General features: G+C 44.1%; 12 protein-coding genes and 1 pseudogene. 8 read left to right on the forward strand and 5 right to left on the reverse strand.

Annotated features, from left to right (window positions below):
• The first annotated feature begins 23 nt into the window (after positions 1 to 23).
• From OCU77_RS25265 to OCU77_RS24920, 3 genes are all read left to right on the forward strand, one after another.
• The gene (locus tag OCU77_RS25265; RefSeq protein ID WP_048900153.1) at positions 24 to 413 is read left to right on the forward strand and encodes a SirB2 family protein; all 390 of its coding nucleotides are present in this window, start codon (positions 24 to 26) and stop codon (positions 411 to 413) included.
• A gap of 473 nt (positions 414 to 886) precedes the next feature.
• Positions 887 to 2002 carry an efflux RND transporter periplasmic adaptor subunit gene (locus tag OCU77_RS24915; protein WP_371701584.1) on the forward strand — a complete coding sequence of 372 codons (1116 nt, stop codon included), beginning with the start codon at positions 887 to 889 and terminating at the stop codon, positions 2000 to 2002.
• A 9-nt stretch (positions 2003 to 2011) separates the two neighbouring features.
• A complete protein-coding gene (locus tag OCU77_RS24920; protein WP_048900151.1) occupies positions 2012 to 5164 on the forward strand; it encodes an efflux RND transporter permease subunit in 3153 nt (1050 codons plus the stop codon).
• Between the two features lie 122 nt (positions 5165 to 5286).
• On the opposite strand, the gene OCU77_RS24925 is transcribed toward OCU77_RS24920, so the two are convergent.
• The 4 genes from OCU77_RS24925 to OCU77_RS24940 all read right to left on the reverse strand — a co-directional run bounded on the left by OCU77_RS24925 (position 5287) and on the right by OCU77_RS24940 (position 9496).
• A complete protein-coding gene (locus tag OCU77_RS24925; protein ID WP_162845630.1) occupies positions 5287 to 5436 on the reverse strand; it encodes a hypothetical protein in 150 nt (49 codons plus the stop codon).
• A 219-nt stretch (positions 5437 to 5655) separates the two neighbouring features.
• Positions 5656 to 6684, reverse strand: a complete 1029-nt coding sequence (locus tag OCU77_RS24930) for an endonuclease/exonuclease/phosphatase family protein (protein ID WP_048900150.1) — start codon at positions 6682 to 6684, stop codon at positions 5656 to 5658.
• Positions 6685 to 6784: 100 nt separating this feature from the next.
• Positions 6785 to 8302: an MltF family protein gene (locus tag OCU77_RS24935; RefSeq protein WP_244915184.1), complete on the reverse strand. Its 1518-nt coding sequence runs from the start codon at positions 8300 to 8302 to the stop codon at positions 6785 to 6787.
• A gap of 81 nt (positions 8303 to 8383) precedes the next feature.
• Positions 8384 to 9496, reverse strand: a complete 1113-nt coding sequence (locus tag OCU77_RS24940) for a GGDEF domain-containing protein (protein ID WP_048900149.1) — start codon at positions 9494 to 9496, stop codon at positions 8384 to 8386.
• A 312-nt stretch (positions 9497 to 9808) separates the two neighbouring features.
• Between OCU77_RS24940 and nrdD the strand changes: the two genes are divergently transcribed.
• Positions 9809 to 11929 carry an anaerobic ribonucleoside-triphosphate reductase gene (gene nrdD / locus OCU77_RS24945; RefSeq protein WP_048900148.1) on the forward strand — a complete coding sequence of 707 codons (2121 nt, stop codon included), beginning with the start codon at positions 9809 to 9811 and terminating at the stop codon, positions 11927 to 11929.
• A gap of 87 nt (positions 11930 to 12016) precedes the next feature.
• The gene (gene nrdG / locus OCU77_RS24950) at positions 12017 to 12487 is read left to right on the forward strand and encodes an anaerobic ribonucleoside-triphosphate reductase-activating protein (RefSeq protein ID WP_048900147.1); all 471 of its coding nucleotides are present in this window, start codon (positions 12017 to 12019) and stop codon (positions 12485 to 12487) included.
• A 272-nt stretch (positions 12488 to 12759) separates the two neighbouring features.
• On the opposite strand, the gene OCU77_RS24955 is transcribed toward nrdG, so the two are convergent.
• Entirely contained in the window at positions 12760 to 14325 is a 1566-nt protein-coding gene (locus OCU77_RS24955; protein ID WP_107302946.1) for an arylsulfatase, read from the reverse strand.
• 424 nt (positions 14326 to 14749) lie between these two features.
• Between OCU77_RS24955 and OCU77_RS24960 the strand changes: the two genes are divergently transcribed.
• From OCU77_RS24960 to OCU77_RS25270, 3 genes and pseudogenes are all read left to right on the forward strand, one after another.
• Positions 14750 to 16297, forward strand: a complete 1548-nt coding sequence (locus OCU77_RS24960; RefSeq protein ID WP_107302947.1) for an arylsulfatase — start codon at positions 14750 to 14752, stop codon at positions 16295 to 16297.
• A 122-nt stretch (positions 16298 to 16419) separates the two neighbouring features.
• Entirely contained in the window at positions 16420 to 18744 is a 2325-nt protein-coding gene (locus OCU77_RS24965; protein ID WP_048900146.1) for a cytochrome c3 family protein, read from the forward strand.
• Between the two features lie 99 nt (positions 18745 to 18843).
• Positions 18844 to 19425, forward strand: a pseudogene (locus OCU77_RS25270) (AAA family ATPase); the annotation flags it as partial.
• Positions 19426 to 19454 lie beyond the last annotated feature (29 nt).

The raw sequence follows: 19454 nt of genomic DNA on the forward strand, positions 1-19454 counted from the left end.
ACGCTTTTTTATTAGGGAATCCTATGTACTATCTATTGAAAAACACCCACTTATTAATGGTATTCATGAGTGTTACGCTCTATGTCTATCGTTTTATTGTTTACTATCGTTCTGCGCAGGCACGGAGTGTTCCCACATGGCTAAAAAGAATCCCACATGTAGTTGATACTCTCTTATTGTCGACAGGGTTAGGGCTTATTGGGGTAACGGGTTATATACCTTTTACAGCTGCAGCGCCTTGGCTTTCTTTTAAGTTAGTTGCCGTTATTTGTTATATCTTTTGTGGCTTTTATGCACTTAATGTAAAGCAGACTGCTGTGACGCGTTGGTTTTTCTTTTGCGCCTCTATCGGGTGGCTATTCACGATAATCTGTTTAGCTGTTTTGAAGAATGTACAAATCATCACGATGTAGAAATCAAATCAAAAATCGAAATTTACCGCTTTTTTCTGTAGGTATACCGCTCTGATTCTGACAGTAAACTGAATAAATAAAAAATACGGACTTATTTCATTTACTATTGAACACCCAAGGTGGTTTAATGTGAAATCTACTTTGTGGGTAAGCAAAATAGGCATTTATTATCGACATATTTGCATTGTTGGCTAAAAAGCAGGAATGGCAATAGTTGCATAATGATACTTGTTCTATTTGGCGTAAAAAGTCAGACGAAACATTTTGAAACAATTACGTTTTTTGCTGACAGGATAGCCGCAAACTATTCAGGTTTCATTAATGACAACTTGTTACTTTATACACCCAAGCAGTGAACGAGGTTGAGGGTTTACTCTGACATTCTGCGTTTTTATGTTGCTTGGGTATATCTATAAAAATTAAACAGTGCCTACCTATGTAGGCTTTATATTTCGATTTTTAATTGGTTTCTCGTGATGAATAAGAAGATTATAGCGGTTGCTATTTGTGCTGGTTTATTAGTCGGTTGCGGCGATAAGCTTGATAGTCAACATGCAAGACCAAGCCCGTTAGTTGCGACACAAGCTGTTCAAGTTATTGATTACCAACAAGGTAAACAGTATGTGGGTCGAACAGAAGCACAAGAAGATGTTGCCATTATTGCTCAGGTTTCTGGGTACTTGAAAGAGCGCTTTTTTGTTGAAGGTCAAATGGTAAAGCAAGGTCAATTACTGTATCAAATTGACCCTGCAGCTTATGAAGCAAAAGTTGCGAGCGCGAATGCTGCAATTGCTCAAGCCGAAGCGGAACTCAGTAATGCAGAATTAAATTGGCAACGTAATAAAAACTTGCTGCCAAAGGGCAGTATTAGCCAGTCAGACTATGATCGTTCCACGGCGAACAAGCTAAGTGCGGAAGCACAACTGAAAGCTGCGAAAGCGCAACTTCATTTAGCGGAAGTTGATCTATCACACACCAAAATCACCGCGCCATTTGCAGGTCGCATCAGTGATAGTAATGCGAGTCTCGGTGACTTAGTTTCACCATCTGCTGGTCCATTAACCACGCTTGTTAGCTTAGACCCTATGCACACGACTTTTAAAGTGAGTGAGCGTGAACGATTGAACCTAGGAATTGACGCTCTAGATGGTGCTGGTGGCGGTAATGAAAACATTGAAGTTGTTATGTCTTTGGGGGCGGGTAAAACCTATGACCACCTTGGTTATGTTGATTTCATTGGTAACCGTATTGACCTGAAAACAGGGACAATATCGCTGCGTGCGAGTTTCCCGAATGCAGAGCATACTTTACTGCCAGGTCAGCATGTACAAGTTTTCCTTCGTGAGAAAACGCCAATTAAGGTGAATGTTATTCCTCGTCGTGCGGTTCAAAGTGACCTTGAAGGCGATTTTGTCATGGTATTGACTGACGGTGACATTGCAGAGCGCCGTAACGTTGAGCTTGGTCCACAAACTGAGCATGGCGTGGTTATTCGCTCAGGTGTTAGTCATGATGATGTCGTACTCACGAAAGGCCTTCAGAGCGTTCGTAATGGCATGAATGTTCGTATCGAGCAACCAGAGGCGTAAGGAAGAACTATGCTTAGTCGTTTCTTTATTCAACGCCCCAAATTTGCCTTGGTGATTTCGATCATCATGACAATTGCAGGTGCGATTGCATTAATGAATTTGCCGTTGGCTGAATACCCTCAGATCAGTCCACCTTCAGTGAACGTTACAGCTTATTACTCAGGTGCGAGTGCTGAAGTTGTTGAAGAAGCTGTGGCTGCACCGATCGAGGCTTCGGTCAACGGTGTAGAAAACATGATCTACATGTCTTCTAAAAGTGCGAATGATGGTTCGTATTCACTGGATGTGACTTTTGATATCGGGACAGATCCTGATATGGCACAAGTTAACGTCCAGAACCGTGTTTCTCAAATAGAGTCCAAACTACCAGCAGAAGTGCGTATGGTTGGTGTGACTGTTGAGAAAAGCTCTCCAGATATGTTGATGGTATTGAACTTCTACTCGCCGGAAGGTAAGTACGATGATCAGTTTCTAATTAACTACATTAACTTGAACGTAAAAGATCAGCTGGCACGTGCAAAGGGCATCAGTAAGGTTAATGTTGTCGGTGGCGGTGAATACGCAATGCGTGTTTGGCTAGACCCAGAGCGCATGGCTAACCTCGGTTTAACAACCACAGATGTGACTGCTGCGTTGGCAGAGCAAAACGTACAGGTAGCTGCAGGTAATATAGGTGCGCCACCATTTAATAACCCCCAAGAGATGCAATTTAGCCTAGTCACTAAAGGCCGTTTAGAATCTGCATCTGAGTTTGAAGAGATCGTTCTACGGGCGGATTCTGATGGTTCAGTGGTGTATTTACGCGATGTTGCGCGTGTTGAGCTTGGTAAGAAGTTCTACACGGCAAACGGTACGTTCCGTGAAAAACCAGCGTCTATCGTGATTCTTTCGCTACAAGCAGGTGCTAATGCACTGGAAAGTGGTGAAGCGGTGATGGAGTTGCTTGAGAAGCTGAGTGTGAACATGCCTGAGGGTATGACATACGAAACCAGTTACGACACAACATTATTTGTCACAGAGTCAATCAAGGGGGTAGTGACGACCTTAATTGAAGCGATTCTATTGGTTATTGCCGTTACCTACATGTTCTTAGGTAGCATGCGTTCAACCTTGATCCCAGTTGTTGCGATTCCTGTTTCTTTGATCGGTACGTTTGCTGTCATGCTAGTGACAGGCTTTACCATTAATACCATTACCTTGTTTGGCTTGATTTTAGCCATAGGCATTGTGGTAGATGATGCCATATTGGTTATCGAAAATGTTGATACCAATATGCAGCGTGATCCGTCACTGACACCACGTCAGGCGACCTTGATTGCGATGAAGGAAGTAACTGGACCTATCATTACCTCAACCATCGTACTCTTGGCGGTATTCTTACCTGTTGCCATGTTACCGGGGATTACTGGGATCATGTACCGTCAGTTCGCATTGACGATCTGTATTTCGGTAGTGATCTCATCAATTAACGCACTAACTTTGTCACCTGCGTTATGTTCACTGGTGCTTAAACAAGGTGGTGCGAATACTGCGCGTTGGTTCCAAGTGTTTAACAAAGCCTTGGATAAAATAACGCTGAAGTACGGTGCTATTGCTGGTTTCCTTGTGCGTAAAGTGGCGATCTTAGGCACCTTGTTTGTGCTTGCAGTGAGCGCAGTAACTTTCTTAGCGAAAACAACATCAACGGGTTTTGTTCCGCAGGAAGACAAAGGCATCATGCTGGTTAACGTTCAGCTACCCGATGCGGCTTCGTTGAGTCGTACTGAAGAAGTGACATTGAAACTTCAAAAGTTGATCAACGAAGAGCCAAGTGTTGAAGGGATTACCGTTGCCAATGGTTATGCGTTCCTTACTGGTGCCGCGGCCTCAAACGGTGCGTCGATGTTCATTAAGTTGAAGCCTTGGGGTGAACGTAATGCAATGGAAGGGGACCACTCTGCCTTTGCCGTCATCAACCGTGTGAATGCGCGTGCTGCAATGGAAATTCCTGAAGCGGTCGTATTTGCAATGGGTGCACCTGCTGTTCCCGGAATGGGTGTTGCCTCTGGTTTCGAGTTTGTTCTCGAAGATAGCCTAGGTCGTAGCCGTTCAGATCTTGCAAAAGTGATGGGTGAGGTGATTCAAACGGCTAACGCACAACCTGAAATCGCTTATACTTATAGTACGTTCCGTGCCAATGTACCGCACTACTACATTGATGTTGACCGTGTAAAAGCTAAGCAACTTGGTGTACCACTAACAGAAGTGTTTCAGACGCTACAGGGCAATTTAGGCTCTATGTATGTGAATGATTTCACTATGTACGGTAAAAACTTCAATGTAACAGTACAGGCTGATAGTGATTACCGTAATACCTTAGATTCACTTGAACGTTTCCATGTGCGTTCAACGGCGGGCGACATGATCCCGCTTAGCACATTAGTGAATGTTGAGCAGGTATTTGAGCCTGATGTGGCTTGGCGTTACAACATGTACCGCTCAACGACGATTCAAGGTGCACCAGCGCCAGGTTACTCAAGTGGTGATGCGATTGCGGCAATGGAACGTGTCGCGGCGGAAGTGCTTCCGCAGGGTTACCAGTATGAATGGAGTGGTATGTCATACCAAGAAGTTCAAGCAGGTAACCAAGCCATCTACGCGTTTGCGCTAGCACTACTGTTCATTTACTTGTTCATGGTTGCTCAGTACGAAAGTTGGAGTATCCCGTTAGCGATCATCTTGGTTGTGCCAGTTGCCACACTGGGTTCGTTCTTGGCGCTATCTTTAACGGGCACACCGCTGAACTTGTATGCACAAATTGGTTTAGTTCTCTTGATCGCCTTGGCGGCGAAAAACGCCATCTTGATTGTAGAATTTGCCAAAATTGAGCGTGAAGAAAAAGAGATGGATATCGAACAAGCGGCAGTACGTGGTGGTAAATTACGTTTCCGTGCGGTGAATATGACGTCATGGTCATTCATCTTAGGTATCTTGCCGCTAATCTTCGCATCAGGTGCTGGTCACATTAGTCAGAACTCATTGGGTATTTCACTTACGGGGGGGCTGTTATGCGTGCTGTTAGCCGGTACTTTCTTGATCCCTGGTTTCTTCGCTCTTGTGCAGCGTAAGCGTGAGAAATTCCACGGTGGTTCAACCAAGCTAGTTAATCTTGATGACGAGTAATCATCGAGTGTAATAAAGACAATACGTTAGGAATAACAAAGGGCTTCACTATAGCGGTGAAGCCCTTTTTGTATCGATGCTATTGCTGTATGAACTTATATTGTGTGCGCTAGGCGTATGGGCTAGGCATCATGGCAGATAATATTTAGCACAATGACACTGTCTTCAAGTTCAGTTGTCAGGTTGTCTACTGAGCAAAATGGCTCAGCTTGTTGAATCAGTAATTCATCTTCTGTGGGTGCAACGAAAGTTTCGCGCGTGATTGCATCCATAACAATCTCCTTATGAGCATGCTTGTCTCTGCTTAGTAGCAAAAGAGCAGGTTGCGTCGCTCGTTAATTTTGTCTAATACTTATCAATAATCTGAATTATTTCTGATTAATATCTCATTTTTATGAAACTTTGCTCTGTATCTCAAAAATCATCGTGAATTGATGGATTTTTATACCTGTCTGGTTTGATATTCGTCCATGAGAGCGCTGTAAGTACGCTTATGGGATCTGGATTTGACTGATGATAGGGCAGTGATCTGTGAGCTGGTATTGTCGCACATCTGCTTTAGGAAAAGGGTATTGTATAGCGAGTATCGGTGTGTGCTCATGTAGCTCGACTAAAGGTTCAGAAATAAAAATATGATCTATCAGGTGTTTATAACTGCGGTAGTGTATTTTCCCCTTTCGTTTCTGTTTGATATAACAATCTGCAGGGGTGGACAGTGTGAGTGAGCGGACTTTCTGCCCTGAACGGTTAAGCTGAGCCTGAAGCCAAGTATTCTCATGGGATAAACGATAGTTAAAATCGCCTGCAATGATCAGGTATTGATCACTATGGTCTTCAATCCACTGAGCTAAGGTGCTGAGCTGGTGGATAAATATCTGGCAGGCAGTGGCTTTTTTATTTGTTGTTTTTGTTTGGCTAAGGTGCGTTTTATTGATCTTGTAGCAACCACTTTTGAGATGAATAGAAAGCAAGTGTACTGGTTGCGTGCTTGGTGATGACTGAAGCGTAATATAGCTGGCGTAGCGGAGTTTGCTGGGTTTGCCTTCGAGGTTTCTATTTACACTCGAAAGATCCTTAATGTCTTTTACTATTAGCCCATTGCGCACAGCAAAGCCCGTGTATTGATTTACGTCTTTAAAACGTTCAGCCGTTTTACTTTTTCTATCTGATAGGAAAAATTGGTAATCAGTACGGGGAACAACTTTATATAATGCATTGAGGCTATCAACTTCCTGAAAGGCAAGTACATCTGGAGATACATCGGCAAAGATACGAGCGAGAGCCTGGTAGTCTGCTGTATCACGGGGAGGGGCATATTTGAATGGGGTTAACGTTAACCATTCAAGATTCCAACTCATTAATGTAATGGCAGTGTTTTTGTCAGATTGAGCATCAGGTCGTTTATTGCTAATTGGTTGTGGTGATGATGATCCCGCGTGATTGTCTGTGGGTAGCAGTACAGTCGTGGCAATACCCACGAAAGCTAATCCAATAATCAGAAATATAAGATGCTTTTTCATTAGAACAGTGTAGGTTCTTATTTCCCGGTAAGCAGAACGACAGCCGTTTTTTGCGAGTTTATTCGCATTCGATTTGATGCTTACTGATACTGTGTTTGGATCAGCGACTTGGCATAATACGAGAGAGTTGGCGTTGACCTGCAATATTTTGTAAGGCGAAAATTTGCTTATAGATGGTGTAGTAGCGGCTGATATTACCCACATACACTACAGGCTCTAACCCTATTTTTTTTCGAACGATGACTTCAACATTATTGAACCACTCATCACCATTGAAACCCTGTTCGGTGGCGAGTTTGCGCATGCGCTTTATTCTACTCGGGCCCGCATTGTAGCTGGCGAGCGCGAAATACAGTTTGTTTACTTCATCAATGTCTTCACTCTGGTAATAGCGTTCTAAAATGAAGTCCATGTATTTGACACCAGCGTGGATATTATTATCAATGTTGTAGATGTTAGGGATGTTGATATAAGGTTCTCTCGCAGTTTGTGGCAGTACCTGCATAATGCCAACGGCACCAGCATGAGAACGTTTTGATTGGTCAAACTGTGATTCTTGAAAGGCTTGGGCGGCAATGATTAACCAGTTAATGTCGTATTTGTCGCCATAACGCGTGAATCGTTTTTCGAGCTTTTTGAATTTTTTGATATTGTCCGGGCTGACTACTTTTTGAAACCACGCTTGGCTGTTGAGGTAACGGTTAAATATGACGTTGCCATTAAGTGTCCCACGTCGGTTGTTATCAACAAAGCCATTCACAATTTTGGCCAGTTCAGGGCTGTCTTTTCTGAACATCCAACCTATTTGGCCGCCAGTTCGGATAGGGGATTGTGTATGAACTTGTAGGTCGTCTGTGACTAAATCCCAAAATTCGGCTTTGTGGCTATCAAGCACCGTCATGGTGATCATGTTTGATTGGATCATTTTAAGCAGTTCGTAATCCTGCATGGTTTCTTCAATAAAGTGCACCTGCATTGGTGCTAACTCTTGCTGTTTTAATGCCCGATTAATTTTTCGAATGCTTTGATAATAGCTAGAACTCGGTCGAACCCACACATCTTGATTCGCGAGCTGTTCAAACCGTGTGATTGGCTTGGCTTTGTCTGAAGTGATGAAAACCTCGTCGATATCTTTCAATATTGGTGTGCTGAAATCGACTTTGTTTGCACGCTGGGTTGTGATGGTAAGGTTGGCTGCGGCAATATCGCCAATACCTGCGATGAGTGCAGGCATGAGTTGATCTCGGGCAATGGGAATAACGCTGAGGTGAAGCCGCTTATCGGTATGCTTAGCGAGGTATTTCTCGAATAAAATAAGCATTTCTGAGACTACTCCTTTGGGCTTGCCTTTATCGAGATAGTAAAAGCCGAGGTCTGCAGCAACCAATACACGGATGACGCCTTCATCTTTTATGGTATTGAGATCGCCTGTGTGACGAACCGTTGGTATAGGTGAAATCTCGATGGCTTTTGCTGTTGTCGTTAAGAGTGTGATGCTAATTAGCAGGAGGATAACGCCAGTAAACGCACACACAGTAGGTTTGATGGGAGATAAGTATGTGAGCGCGGCATTGCAAAGACGGTGAGGGGCATCATTGTGTGTATCGACAATATTCACAAGGTTCACCATCTTTAGCTATGAAGAATAACAACTGTGATTGTTCAGTCAGTATAGTAAAGATGATTTTTCTGTAGTACGTCATGCCGTCGAATAAAGGAATTGGTTTCTCCCTGACTTTTTTGCAAGGTATAAATAATTATCGGCTTCTTTCAGCAAAGACTCTGGCCCTACATGCTGACGCCATTGTGCGATCCCTTGGCTTACTGTCACCCATTCACTCGTGCTTGAATCCGGGTGTAACATAGCAGCGTTAGCTAAGTTGGTTTGGATTCGTTTAACAACCTCAATAGTGCCAGCTATGTCGGTATTAGGAAGCAGCACCACAAACTCTTCTCCACCATAACGAGACACGCTATCTGTATGGCGCTTTAGACTCTTCTGGATAATAGCAGCAACCTTGCGAAGACATTTATCCCCTTCAACATGGCCGAGTTCATCGTTATAGCTCTTGAAATGATCAATATCGATCATCACTAACCCCAGTTCGCCTTGCGTGCGTTTGGTGTGCTGAAATTGTTTGTCTAACTCGTATTCAAAGAAGCGTCGATTGTTAATGTCTGTCAGCTGATCGCGTGACGCCATATCTGAGAGCTTTTTCATCAATCGTATATTTTCGTGATCTTTTTCGATGTTATTCGAAAACCAGCGATACAGGATCCGCCGCCCAGACTCGACGACTAAGCAGGCCGCAATGAATTTTTCTGTCGGCAGGATGAAGCTGTTTTTTGATGAGAGAAAACTGATCACTGTGCTGACGAGCAAAATAGGAATAATCCCAGCATAAAACGCAGGACGATAAGAGAAAAAACCCAACAAAACGATCATTAGCATGATGTCGCTTAAAATGTCAGCTGCATCGTAATAATCCCCACCGATCGATATTAAGCTAATGATAGCTGCCCAACATGTACTGAATACGCCCGCGTAGCTAATACTGGCGAGCTTCCAGTGTTGCTGAAAGAAGGGGATGCTTAAGAATTTAGCGCCAAAGATAAAAATAAAGCTGTTAACGATCGTGAGAAGAAAAAAGTGATCGAAATAGCCATCCATGATGTCCGTCTTATCTATGCGAAAAGAGAAGGTCATCATCAATAGGAAAAACAGCGATACAGCAGAAGCCCAACGAAACCCTGTTGATAGATTAGTAAGTGCAGCTTTGTCTACTCGAGCGGTTAGGCTGAGTTCATCCATGTAAAAAACATCCTAATAAAGTGTCTATCCATTCTACTTTATTTTAGAGATTGCAAGAATTTTTTTTGCTCAAAAGGTGGGTTGGAAGCGAATAAATTGTTTGACAAAAAGTGTCAGGAAATAAATTACATTTGGTTTTTAGGAGTAGGTCAAAATCATCGTTCGATCCCTATCCGCTCTTTGTAAAAACTTGATATTGATCAATGTTTGTTTTCTCTAAATTCTGCCTAATACGCACCATATATTGTAGTGGTTGTTTGTAAGACCCCTACATTTAGTGTTTTTGTGACAGTGTCATTATAGGAGTCTGCTGTGAACCCTGTTGTTATTAAGCGTGATGGATGCCGTGTACCTTTCGATGCATACCGTATTAAAGAGGCCGTGCTGAGTGCTGCTAAGTCAGTGGAAGTGATGGATCAAGCCTATGCTGCATCTGTTGCTGACGGTGTGCTTTCACAGTTTATGTCAGCAGAAGAAGTGGAAATTCACGCTATCCAAGATGCGGTTGAAAACCACCTAATGGCAGGACCACATAAAGAGGTGGCGCGTGCATACATTGAGTACCGTCACGACCGCGATCTTTCACGTGAAAAGAAAAGTCACCTAAATAATGAAATTCGTGGCCTGATTGAGCAGAGCAATGCTTCACTGCTAAATGAGAACGCAAACAAAGACAGCAAAGTTATCCCAACTCAGCGTGATCTGCTGGCGGGTATTGTTGCTAAGCACTATGCAAAACAGCATCTGCTACCGCGAGATATCGTTCAAGCTCATGAAAATGGTGATATTCACTACCATGACTTGGATTACTCACCGTTCTTCCCTATGTTCAACTGCATGTTGATCGATTTAGATGGCATGTTAACGCATGGCTTTAAAATGGGTAACGCAGAAATTGATACACCAAAATCAATTTCGACAGCAACAGCGGTAACAGCACAAATTATCGCGCAAGTGGCTAGCCACATTTACGGTGGTACAACCATCAACCGTATTGATGAGGTACTCGCACCCTTCGTGACTGTAAGCTACGAAAAACACCTAGCGGTTGCGGTCGAGTGGGAAATTGCTCAACCAGAAGAGTTTGCTAAAAAGCGCACAGAAAAAGAATGTTACGATGCATTCCAATCGCTTGAGTATGAAGTAAACACACTACATACCGCAAACGGTCAAACACCATTTGTGACATTTGGCTTTGGCTTGGGTACATCTTGGGAATCTCGTTTAATCCAACAATCTATCCTAAAGAATCGTATTGCTGGCCTAGGTAAAAACCGTAAAACAGCGGTATTCCCTAAATTGGTATTTGCAATCAAAGATGGCTTAAACCATAAAACAGGTGATGCGAACTACGATATCAAGCAACTTGCGCTTGAGTGTGCATCTAAGCGTATGTACCCAGATATTCTTAACTACGACAAAGTGGTTGAAGTAACGGGTTCATTTAAAACCCCTATGGGCTGTCGTAGCTTCTTAGGTGCTTACGAAGAAAATGGCCAGCTAGTGCACGAAGGTCGTAACAATATTGGTGTGGTTAGCCTTAACTTGCCGCGTATCGCGCTACAAGCGAAAGGTGATGAAAACCAATTCTTCACACTACTTGATGAGCGCCTAAAACTTGCTCGCCGTGCCCTAGAAACTCGTATCTCTCGCCTTGAAGGTGTGAAGGCTCGTGTTGCTCCTATCCTATATATGGAAGGTGCTTGTGGTGTGCGCTTGAATGCCGATGATAATGTGGCTGAAATTTTCAAAAATGGTCGTGCATCTATTTCACTGGGTTACATTGGTATCCATGAAACTATCAATGCTTTGTATGGTACAGACGAACATGTTTACGACAGCACAGAGCTACGTGACAAAGCGGTTGCTATCGTTCAACGTCTGAAAGACGCAACCGAGCAGTGGAAAAATGAAACAGGTTATGGCTTTAGCCTTTACAGTACACCAAGTGAAAACTTGTGTAGTCGTTTCTGTGCAATCGATACGAAAGAGTTTGGTTTGGTATCAGGCGTTACTGAAAAAGGGTACTACACCAACAGTTTCCACCTAGATGTCGAGAAGCAAGTTAACCCGTACGACAAAATTGACTTTGAAATGCCATACCCTGAAATCGCAAATGGTGGTTTCATTTGTTACGGCGAATACCCGAATATTCAACACAATGTTGAAGCGTTAGAAAATGTATGGGATTACAGCTACAGCCGTGTTCCTTACTACGGTACGAATACTCCGATTGATGAGTGTTATGACTGTGGTTTTACGGGTGAATTTGATTGTACGAGTAAAGGCTTTACTTGCCCTAAATGTGGTAACCACGAGCCATCTAAAGTATCAGTAACACGCCGTGTATGTGGTTACTTAGGTAGCCCAGATGCGCGTCCGTTTAACTTTGGTAAGCAAGAAGAAGTTAAACGTCGTGTTAAGCACATGTAGTGCACTGATATATAAAGAAATACGTTAAATCGAATAAAAGAAGTGCCCCGTGCGCTTCTTTTGTTTTTCTAGCTGCGAGGAAACACTGTGCACTATCATAATTATTACCCTGTTGATGTTGTAAACGGCCCCGGTACACGTTGTACATTGTTTGTGTCTGGCTGTGTGCATCAGTGTCGTGGTTGCTATAACAAGAGCACATGGCGATTAGATAGCGGACATTTGTTTACTCAGCAGATGGAAGATCGCGTTATCGCAGACTTGAATGACACCCGCATTAAACGTCGTGGTTTGTCGCTTTCTGGTGGTGATCCCTTGCATCCACAAAACGTTGCCGCAGTACTTCAGTTGGTTAAACGTGTCCGCAGTGAATGTCCAGACAAGGACATTTGGTTATGGTCGGGATACTTACTCAATGAACTCAGTGATGAGCAACAAGCTGTGATTGATTTAGTTGATGTGATGATTGACGGAAAATTTGAGCAAGATAAGCACGATCCATCGTTGGTTTGGCGAGGTAGCGAGAACCAAGTTATTCATCATTTTAAAAACTTATAAATCATCCTTTTTGGTGGTAATTTGACCAGAAGGTGCGAAAACTAAAAAGTTATCCACTGTTTCTGTGTATAACAAAGGGGATTACTATCGTGAACTCGCCTTTATTAACATAGAAGCCTCATTTTTGGTTCAGTAAGCGGTTATAAATTCAACGTATTTTTTAACGGTGGCTGCTGTGCGTGGATGTTATCGTTAAATAAAAAAGCGCCAATCAGCAATGATAGGCGCTTTTTATTATCATCTATTGCTAGACGTAATTGGCTGATTGGCGATTACTTCATTGTAGCTACTTTCTTTTGTAGCTCATCAAGTTGATTCATTTTGGCTTTCAGCCCCAGCGATTGGTAATCAATGCTGGCTGGGTTCATGATTGCACCTTGCTGCATTGGGTAATCTGGCAGTGTTTGGAAGAATTCACCCAGCACGTCTTGAATTGGCACGAACAACCACATGTTATCTGCCATCCAGCGTAGGTACATACCTGATTCATGCGGCGCTTTTTCGAATGGGTCGGCACGTAGGTGGATAATCTTCGGCCAGTTTGGTGAGAAGCGTACGGCGTCAGTGATATTGCCTTCAAGCGTTGCGAAGTGCAGTTTCCAATCATTCCAACGTACCGCATTTAGTTCGCCATTGGCAGTGAAATACAGCAATGAATCACGCGGGCCTTTTTCTTCTTTACCTTCGAAATATGGCTTGAAGTTGTAGCCATCAATGTGCACCTTCCACTCTTTACCATTGGCTTTATAGCCTTTTGCGAGTTTCTCTTTTACATCGTCAACACCAGCAGCTGCAAGCAAGGTTGGTAGCCAGTCTTGGTGTGCCATCATCTCGTTGATCTTAGTACCCGGTTTAATTACACCTGGCCAGCGAACAAGCTGAGGAACGCGCATTCCGCCTTCCCATGTTGTGCCTTTTTCACCGTGGAATGGCGTTGCACCGCCGTCAGGCCAAGAGACTGTTTCCGCACCGTTATCGGTTGAGTAAATAACAATGGTGTTATCGGCCACGCCAAGCTCGTCCAGTTTATCAAGCAGAATACCCACTTGATCATCATGCTCTAGCATACCGTCAGCATAGATACTGATACCTGATTTACCTTGATACTTCTCTTGAAGGCGGGTCCAAACGTGCATACGTGTGGTGTTGTGCCAAATGAAGAAAGGTTTATCGGCCTTCACCGCCTTTTCCATAAATGCCAGTGACGTTTCGAGGAACTCTTCATCAGCATGTTCCATACGCTTACGCGTCATAGGGCCTGTGTCTTCAATTTTGCCGTCAGCGAAAGATTTGATGACGCCACGCGGGCCATAGTTCTTACGGAACTCAGGATCTTTCGGGTAGTAGTAAGTTTCTGGTTCTTCTTCAGCGTTTAAGTGGTAAAGGTTACCGAAGAATTCGTCAAAGCCGTGGTTAGTAGGCAGGTGTTTATCTTGGTCACCAAGGTGGTTTTTACCAAACTGTGCCGTCATGTAACCTTGGTCTTTCAATAGGTCGGCAATGGTTGGTGCCCAGTCAGGAATACCCTGATCGGAACCTGGCATACCTATGGTTAACAAACCGGTGCGAAATGGTTCTTGGCCGGTAATGAACGCGGCACGACCTGCAGTACAAGATTGCTGACCATAGTGATCAGTGAATAATGCACCTTCATTCGCGATACGGTCAATGTTGGGGGTTTCGTAACCCATCATGCCTTGGTTGTAAGCACTGATGTTCCAGTAGCCGACATCATCGCCGAAGATAGCAAGGATGTTTGGCTGATCTGCCGCAACTGCTGCGCCAGACGTTGCCAGCACACCAATACTGACGGCCAGTTTGCTCATTTGGGTAGCCATAAAAACTCCAAATTGGTTAAGAGTTAGAAATGAAACACAGGTAATTGCCTGTGCTGTCGTTGGCTAATAAGTTAATGATGTGATTGAAATTTGTCGCTTTATAGTGGTTATAAACAATGGTTATAGCGGCTTCTTAAGTGACTGTATCTATTAGTTTTATCTTTTAACTCTAGGAAAAGAGCTTTCAAGTAAAGCGAGAGTTAGATCACGCATGCCTATCTCAAATTTCCCCTAAAAAAGAAAGTTACGATTCATTGTGAATGTCTGGACAGTTTTATTTCCTGTGAGAGTGATCTGCTTTTGAGTTGAGCGGGTACAAGCATAAATATGCCTAACCTGTGCATGAAGTGATTCGCAATTGCTCATTATGTGAACTATATCTTTTTGTGCAGGAAGCTTATTTCTATTGGAGATAGAGGTTTATATGACAGCGAAATATGGCGTTAAACGCCGATTAGCGATTCTTGCCGCCGCTTGGATTAGCGCGACAAGTAGCAGCATCGCAGCAGAAAAACCGAACATATTGGTTATTTGGGGGGACGATATTGGGCAAACGAATATCAGTGCTTACACCTTTGGCTTAGTAGGGTATAAAACACCGAATATCGACAGTATTGCCAAAGAAGGCATGATGTTTACTGACTATTATGGTGAGCAATCTTGTACCGCAGGGCGCTCGACTTTCATCACAGGGCAATCGGTACTGCGCACTGGCTTAAGTAAAGTGGGTTTACCTGGCGCAGATTTAGGCTTACAAGCAGAAGATGCCACCATCGCTGAAATGCTTAAGCCTCTTGGCTACATGACAGGACAATTCGGTAAAAATCACTTAGGCGACAAAGACGAACATCTTCCAACCAACCACGGCTTCGACGAATTTTTTGGCAACCTTTATCATTTGAACGCCGAGGAAGAACCTGAGAATGTTGATTATCCGAAAGACCCTGAATTTCGTAAAAAATTCGGCCCTCGCGGGGTAATTAAGTCTTATGCTGATGGCAAGATCGAAGATACAGGCCCATTAACGCGGAAGCGAATGGAAACGGTCGACGATGAAACCCTTGATGCTGCATTAGATTTCATGGATCGCGCAGTTAAAGCGGAAAAACCTTTCTTTGTTTGGTGGAATGCGACTCGCATGCACTTCCGTACGCATGTGAAAGCGGAAAACTCAGGGAAAACAGGGATCAGCTTTTATGCAGACGGTATGGTTGAGCATGATAACCATGTCGGAGAGTTACTGAAAAAAGTCGATGACTTGGGCATCAAAGATAGCACCATTGTCTTTTATTCGACGGATAACGGCCCTCACATGAATTCATGGCCAGATGCTGGTTTAACGCCGTTCCGTGGTGAGAAAAATACCAATTGGGAAGGAGCGTACCGTGTACCTGCAATGGTGCGTTGGCCGGGCAAAATCGAACCAGGATCTGTCTCTAATGAAATCATGCACCACATGGATTGGATGCCAACACTGGTGGCAGCCGCCGGTGATGACAAAATTAAAGAAAAACTGCTAGAGGGTTATAGCGCGGGTGACAAGAAATTCAAAGTGCACCTTGATGGCTATAACTTCCTGCCTTATCTAACGGGTACCGAAGAAAAAGGGCCACGTGAAGAGATTTTCTACTTCACTGATGATGGCGATTTAAGTTCACTGCGTTACCACAATTGGAAGATTGTATTTCTAGAGCAGCGCGCGAAAGGAACCTTGCGTATTTGGGCTGAACCCTTCACCCCACTGCGTGTACCTAAGATCTTCAACTTGCGTATGGACCCGTACGAAATCGCTGATGTGACCTCTAATACTTACTATGATTGGATGTTAGATCGTGCGTACATGCTAGTGCCAGCACAAGCTTATGTCGGTAAATTCTTAGAAACCTTCCAAGAGTTCCCACCAAGGCAAAAAGCGGCCAGTTTCTCGCTTGATCAAGTGATGGAAAAATTGAAAGAAAACCCAAACAAGTAATTTTCACCGCAAAAGTAAGGGCTCTTCGGAGCCCTTTTTTATATGGCGGCTAGGCTAATGACTTGTCTAAAAAGAAAAATCCTTTCTATCTTTGACTAGAGAACAAAATAACAAGGAAAGTTATGGCTCAATGGAAGTGGGCAAGTTACTGGCAGGGCTTAATAGGTTTACTGGTGTTGCTGAGTGCGCCGTTATTGGCGCAAGAGGGCAGCCGTGAAAATAGAGCCGCGCAATTTGTAGGCAGTGATGCTTGTGTGGATTGCCATATCGAAGAAGTGGCAGCATGGCAGGGGTCACACCATGATATGGCAATGCGACATGCCGATAATGCATCCGTGTTGGGTGATTTTAATGAGCGCAGCATGATTCACCAAGGCGAGGAAAACCGTTTTTTCCGTAAAGGCGATGCGTATTGGGTCAATATTCAAGGCCCCGATGGTAAATGGCACGATTATAAAATCAGTTATACCTTTGGTTGGTCACCTCTTCAGCAATACATGGTGGAATTTGATGACGGGAGGTTGCAGCTTATACCGTTTGCATGGGACACAAGACGTGCAGAAGACGGTGGTCAACGTTGGTTTCACCTCTATCCAGATCTCACACCCACCGATGAATTTTATTGGACCAACACGGGGCAGAATTGGAATTTCATGTGTGCCGATTGCCATTCAACCAATCTTAAAAAAAATTACGATCCAGTCAACAATACCTATGCGACTACTTGGTCTGAAATTAATGTGGGTTGCGAGGCGTGTCATGGTCCTGCTAGTAAACATATCGCGTTGGCTCAACAAGCCCAAAAGGCTGGAATTCCGATTCCATCAGAGTTTCATTATGGCTTTGATCGCGATCTGTCGATAGCGGTGAAAGAGTGGGTTTACCAAGAGGGGCACAGTACCCTGCAGCCCAAAGAGGTAATGCCAACTCAGCAATTACAGATTTGCGCCCAATGCCACAGTCGACGTACGCAACTCAATGAGACCGCTGATCATGTGAAAGGCGCATTGCTTGATAAATATCGCCTCAGTTTGATTACCGCTGAGCTTTATTATCCTGATGGTCAGATTTTTGATGAAGATTATGTGTATGGATCCTTCTTACAATCACAAATGGCAGAGAAAGGTGTGACTTGTACCAACTGCCATGATCCTCACAGTGCTACATTGAAAATCCCTCAAGAAGCCGTGTGCAGCCAATGCCATATTGCATCGGAATACACACCAGAAAAACATACCTTCCATCAGGCGAATAGCGAAGCCTCGCAATGCACTAGTTGCCACATGCCTGAAACGACTTACATGCAAGTCGATCCTCGTCGTGATCACAGCTGGCATGTACCACGCCCTGATCTCAGTCAGCATATAAAAACCCCCAATGTATGTACGTCGTGCCATCAAGATCAAACTGATCAATGGGCCGATAAACAGATTGCTAGCTGGTTCCCGAATTCTAAGTACCGTAGCCAGCAACATTTTGCGGTAGCGTTTTACGCTGATGCGATTGGACACCGTGGTGCACCTGATGCACTGGCGTATTCCGCGCAAGATGCCTCGTTGAGCGACATTATTCGCGCTTCAGCTTTGGAACGAATGGCTGGCAATACAGGCAAGAATACCTTGGTGTCTTTAGCGCGCTCGGTGAAGCATGACAGCGACTTGATCAGGTTAGGGGCCATTGCTGGATCAGCCGGGTATGCGTTTGGTGATCGCTGGCAAATCCTTGAACCTTTGTTGGATGATCCCGTGTTATCTATTCGCGCTGAAGCAGCAGCGGCTTTGGTGGGAAGTTATCAACAAATGAACTCAGCGCAACGTGAACTGCTGCAACCGTCATTAGATGACTATATGGCGATTCAAAGATTTAATGCTGATCGAGGGTTTGGTCGTACTAACTTGGCGAATGTTTATCGTGATTTAGGACAAACCGATAAGGCCATTCAAATGTACCAAGAGGCAATCAAGATTGAGCCGTATTTTGAAAATAGCTATGCCAACCTAGCCGATCTTTATCGTGCTCAAGATGATGAAGATAAAGCGCTGAAGACCTTGTTAGCTGGAATGAAAGCGCAGCCAAAATCCAGTGCCTTGCCATACAGTGCGGGTTTGGCCTTGTTGCGTATCAGTAAACACCAACAGGCGACACAGTATCTCAAGCAAGCTGCGGAAACCGCCGAACGTAACCCGCAATATTGGTACGTATACGGCTTAGCGCTAGAGAAAACGGATGTGTTGGCAGCGAGTAAAGCACTCCATATGGCGTACCAAGTCGGAGGTAACCCACAACATTTATATGCTGAGTGCGAAGTCTTGGCACGTAATTATGCGCAAAGTGATATCGCTCAAGCTGAAATCGCACAAGCATTTGAGCTGTGTACCAATCAATTAGCAGGTGTTGCACCGCCTGAAGCAATTCAACAATTACAGCGTTACATTCGTAAAAAGTGATCGCATTGTCGCGCAGTCAGTATGAGTTTTATAACCAATAGTTATGGGATTAGAGGGTAGGTTGTACACAGTAAGGCATTAAGCATTCGAGGGCACGTTATGAACCACGCACAGCAAGCTATTAACCAACTAATTCAACAAACTGAGAAGAGCGTCATAGGGCAAAGCCATGTGGTTCAGGCTTTGGTGATAGGGTTACTCACTAATGGGCACGTATTGCTGGAAGGTTTACCGGGAACTGCAAAAACGCGTTCGGTGAAATCCTTAGCAAACGCCTTGAATACGGATTTTGGTCGGATCCAATTTACCCCTGATCTTCTTCCTTCGGATGTCACTGGCACTGAGGTGTATCAAGACCTTGATGGAAAACCGCAGTTACATTTTCAGCCCGGCCCTATTTTTAACAGCATAGTGCTTGCTGATGAAATCAACCGTGCGCCAGCCAAAGTGCAGGCGGCCTTGCTTGAAGCCATGGCGGAAAACACCATTACTGTCGGGGATAAAACCCATCAATTACCCGAGCTTTTCATGGTATTGGCGACCCAAAACCCAATTGAACAAGAAGGAACATATCCATTGCCAGAAGCGCAGATGGACCGCTTCATCATGAAGGTGACGGTGGATTACCCTGACGATGATGCTGAAGCCGAGATTATTCGTTTAGTGCGCAGTGAAGAGGTGGTGAGACCCGATAGCACTTCGAATAGCAT

It is taken from the genome of Photobacterium swingsii, assembly GCF_024346715.1.
Classification (GTDB): Bacteria; Pseudomonadota; Gammaproteobacteria; order Enterobacterales; family Vibrionaceae; genus Photobacterium; species Photobacterium swingsii.

Bases quoted from the DNA above. Each gene is read 5' to 3' on its own strand.
- OCU77_RS25265 (WP_048900153.1), top strand. From the start codon at position 24: ATGTACTATCTATTGAAAAACACCCACTTATTAATGGTATTCATGAGT.
- OCU77_RS24920 (WP_048900151.1), top strand. From the start codon at position 2,012: ATGCTTAGTCGTTTCTTTATTCAACGCCCCAAATTTGCCTTGGTGATT.
- OCU77_RS24925 (WP_162845630.1), bottom strand. From the start codon at position 5,436: ATGGATGCAATCACGCGCGAAACTTTCGTTGCACCCACAGAAGATGAA.
- OCU77_RS24930 (WP_048900150.1), bottom strand. From the start codon at position 6,684: ATGAAAAAGCATCTTATATTTCTGATTATTGGATTAGCTTTCGTGGGT.
- OCU77_RS24940 (WP_048900149.1), bottom strand. From the start codon at position 9,496: ATGGATGAACTCAGCCTAACCGCTCGAGTAGACAAAGCTGCACTTACT.
- OCU77_RS24955 (WP_107302946.1), bottom strand. From the start codon at position 14,325: ATGGCTACCCAAATGAGCAAACTGGCCGTCAGTATTGGTGTGCTGGCA.
- OCU77_RS24960 (WP_107302947.1), top strand. From the start codon at position 14,750: ATGACAGCGAAATATGGCGTTAAACGCCGATTAGCGATTCTTGCCGCC.
- OCU77_RS24965 (WP_048900146.1), top strand. From the start codon at position 16,420: ATGGCTCAATGGAAGTGGGCAAGTTACTGGCAGGGCTTAATAGGTTTA.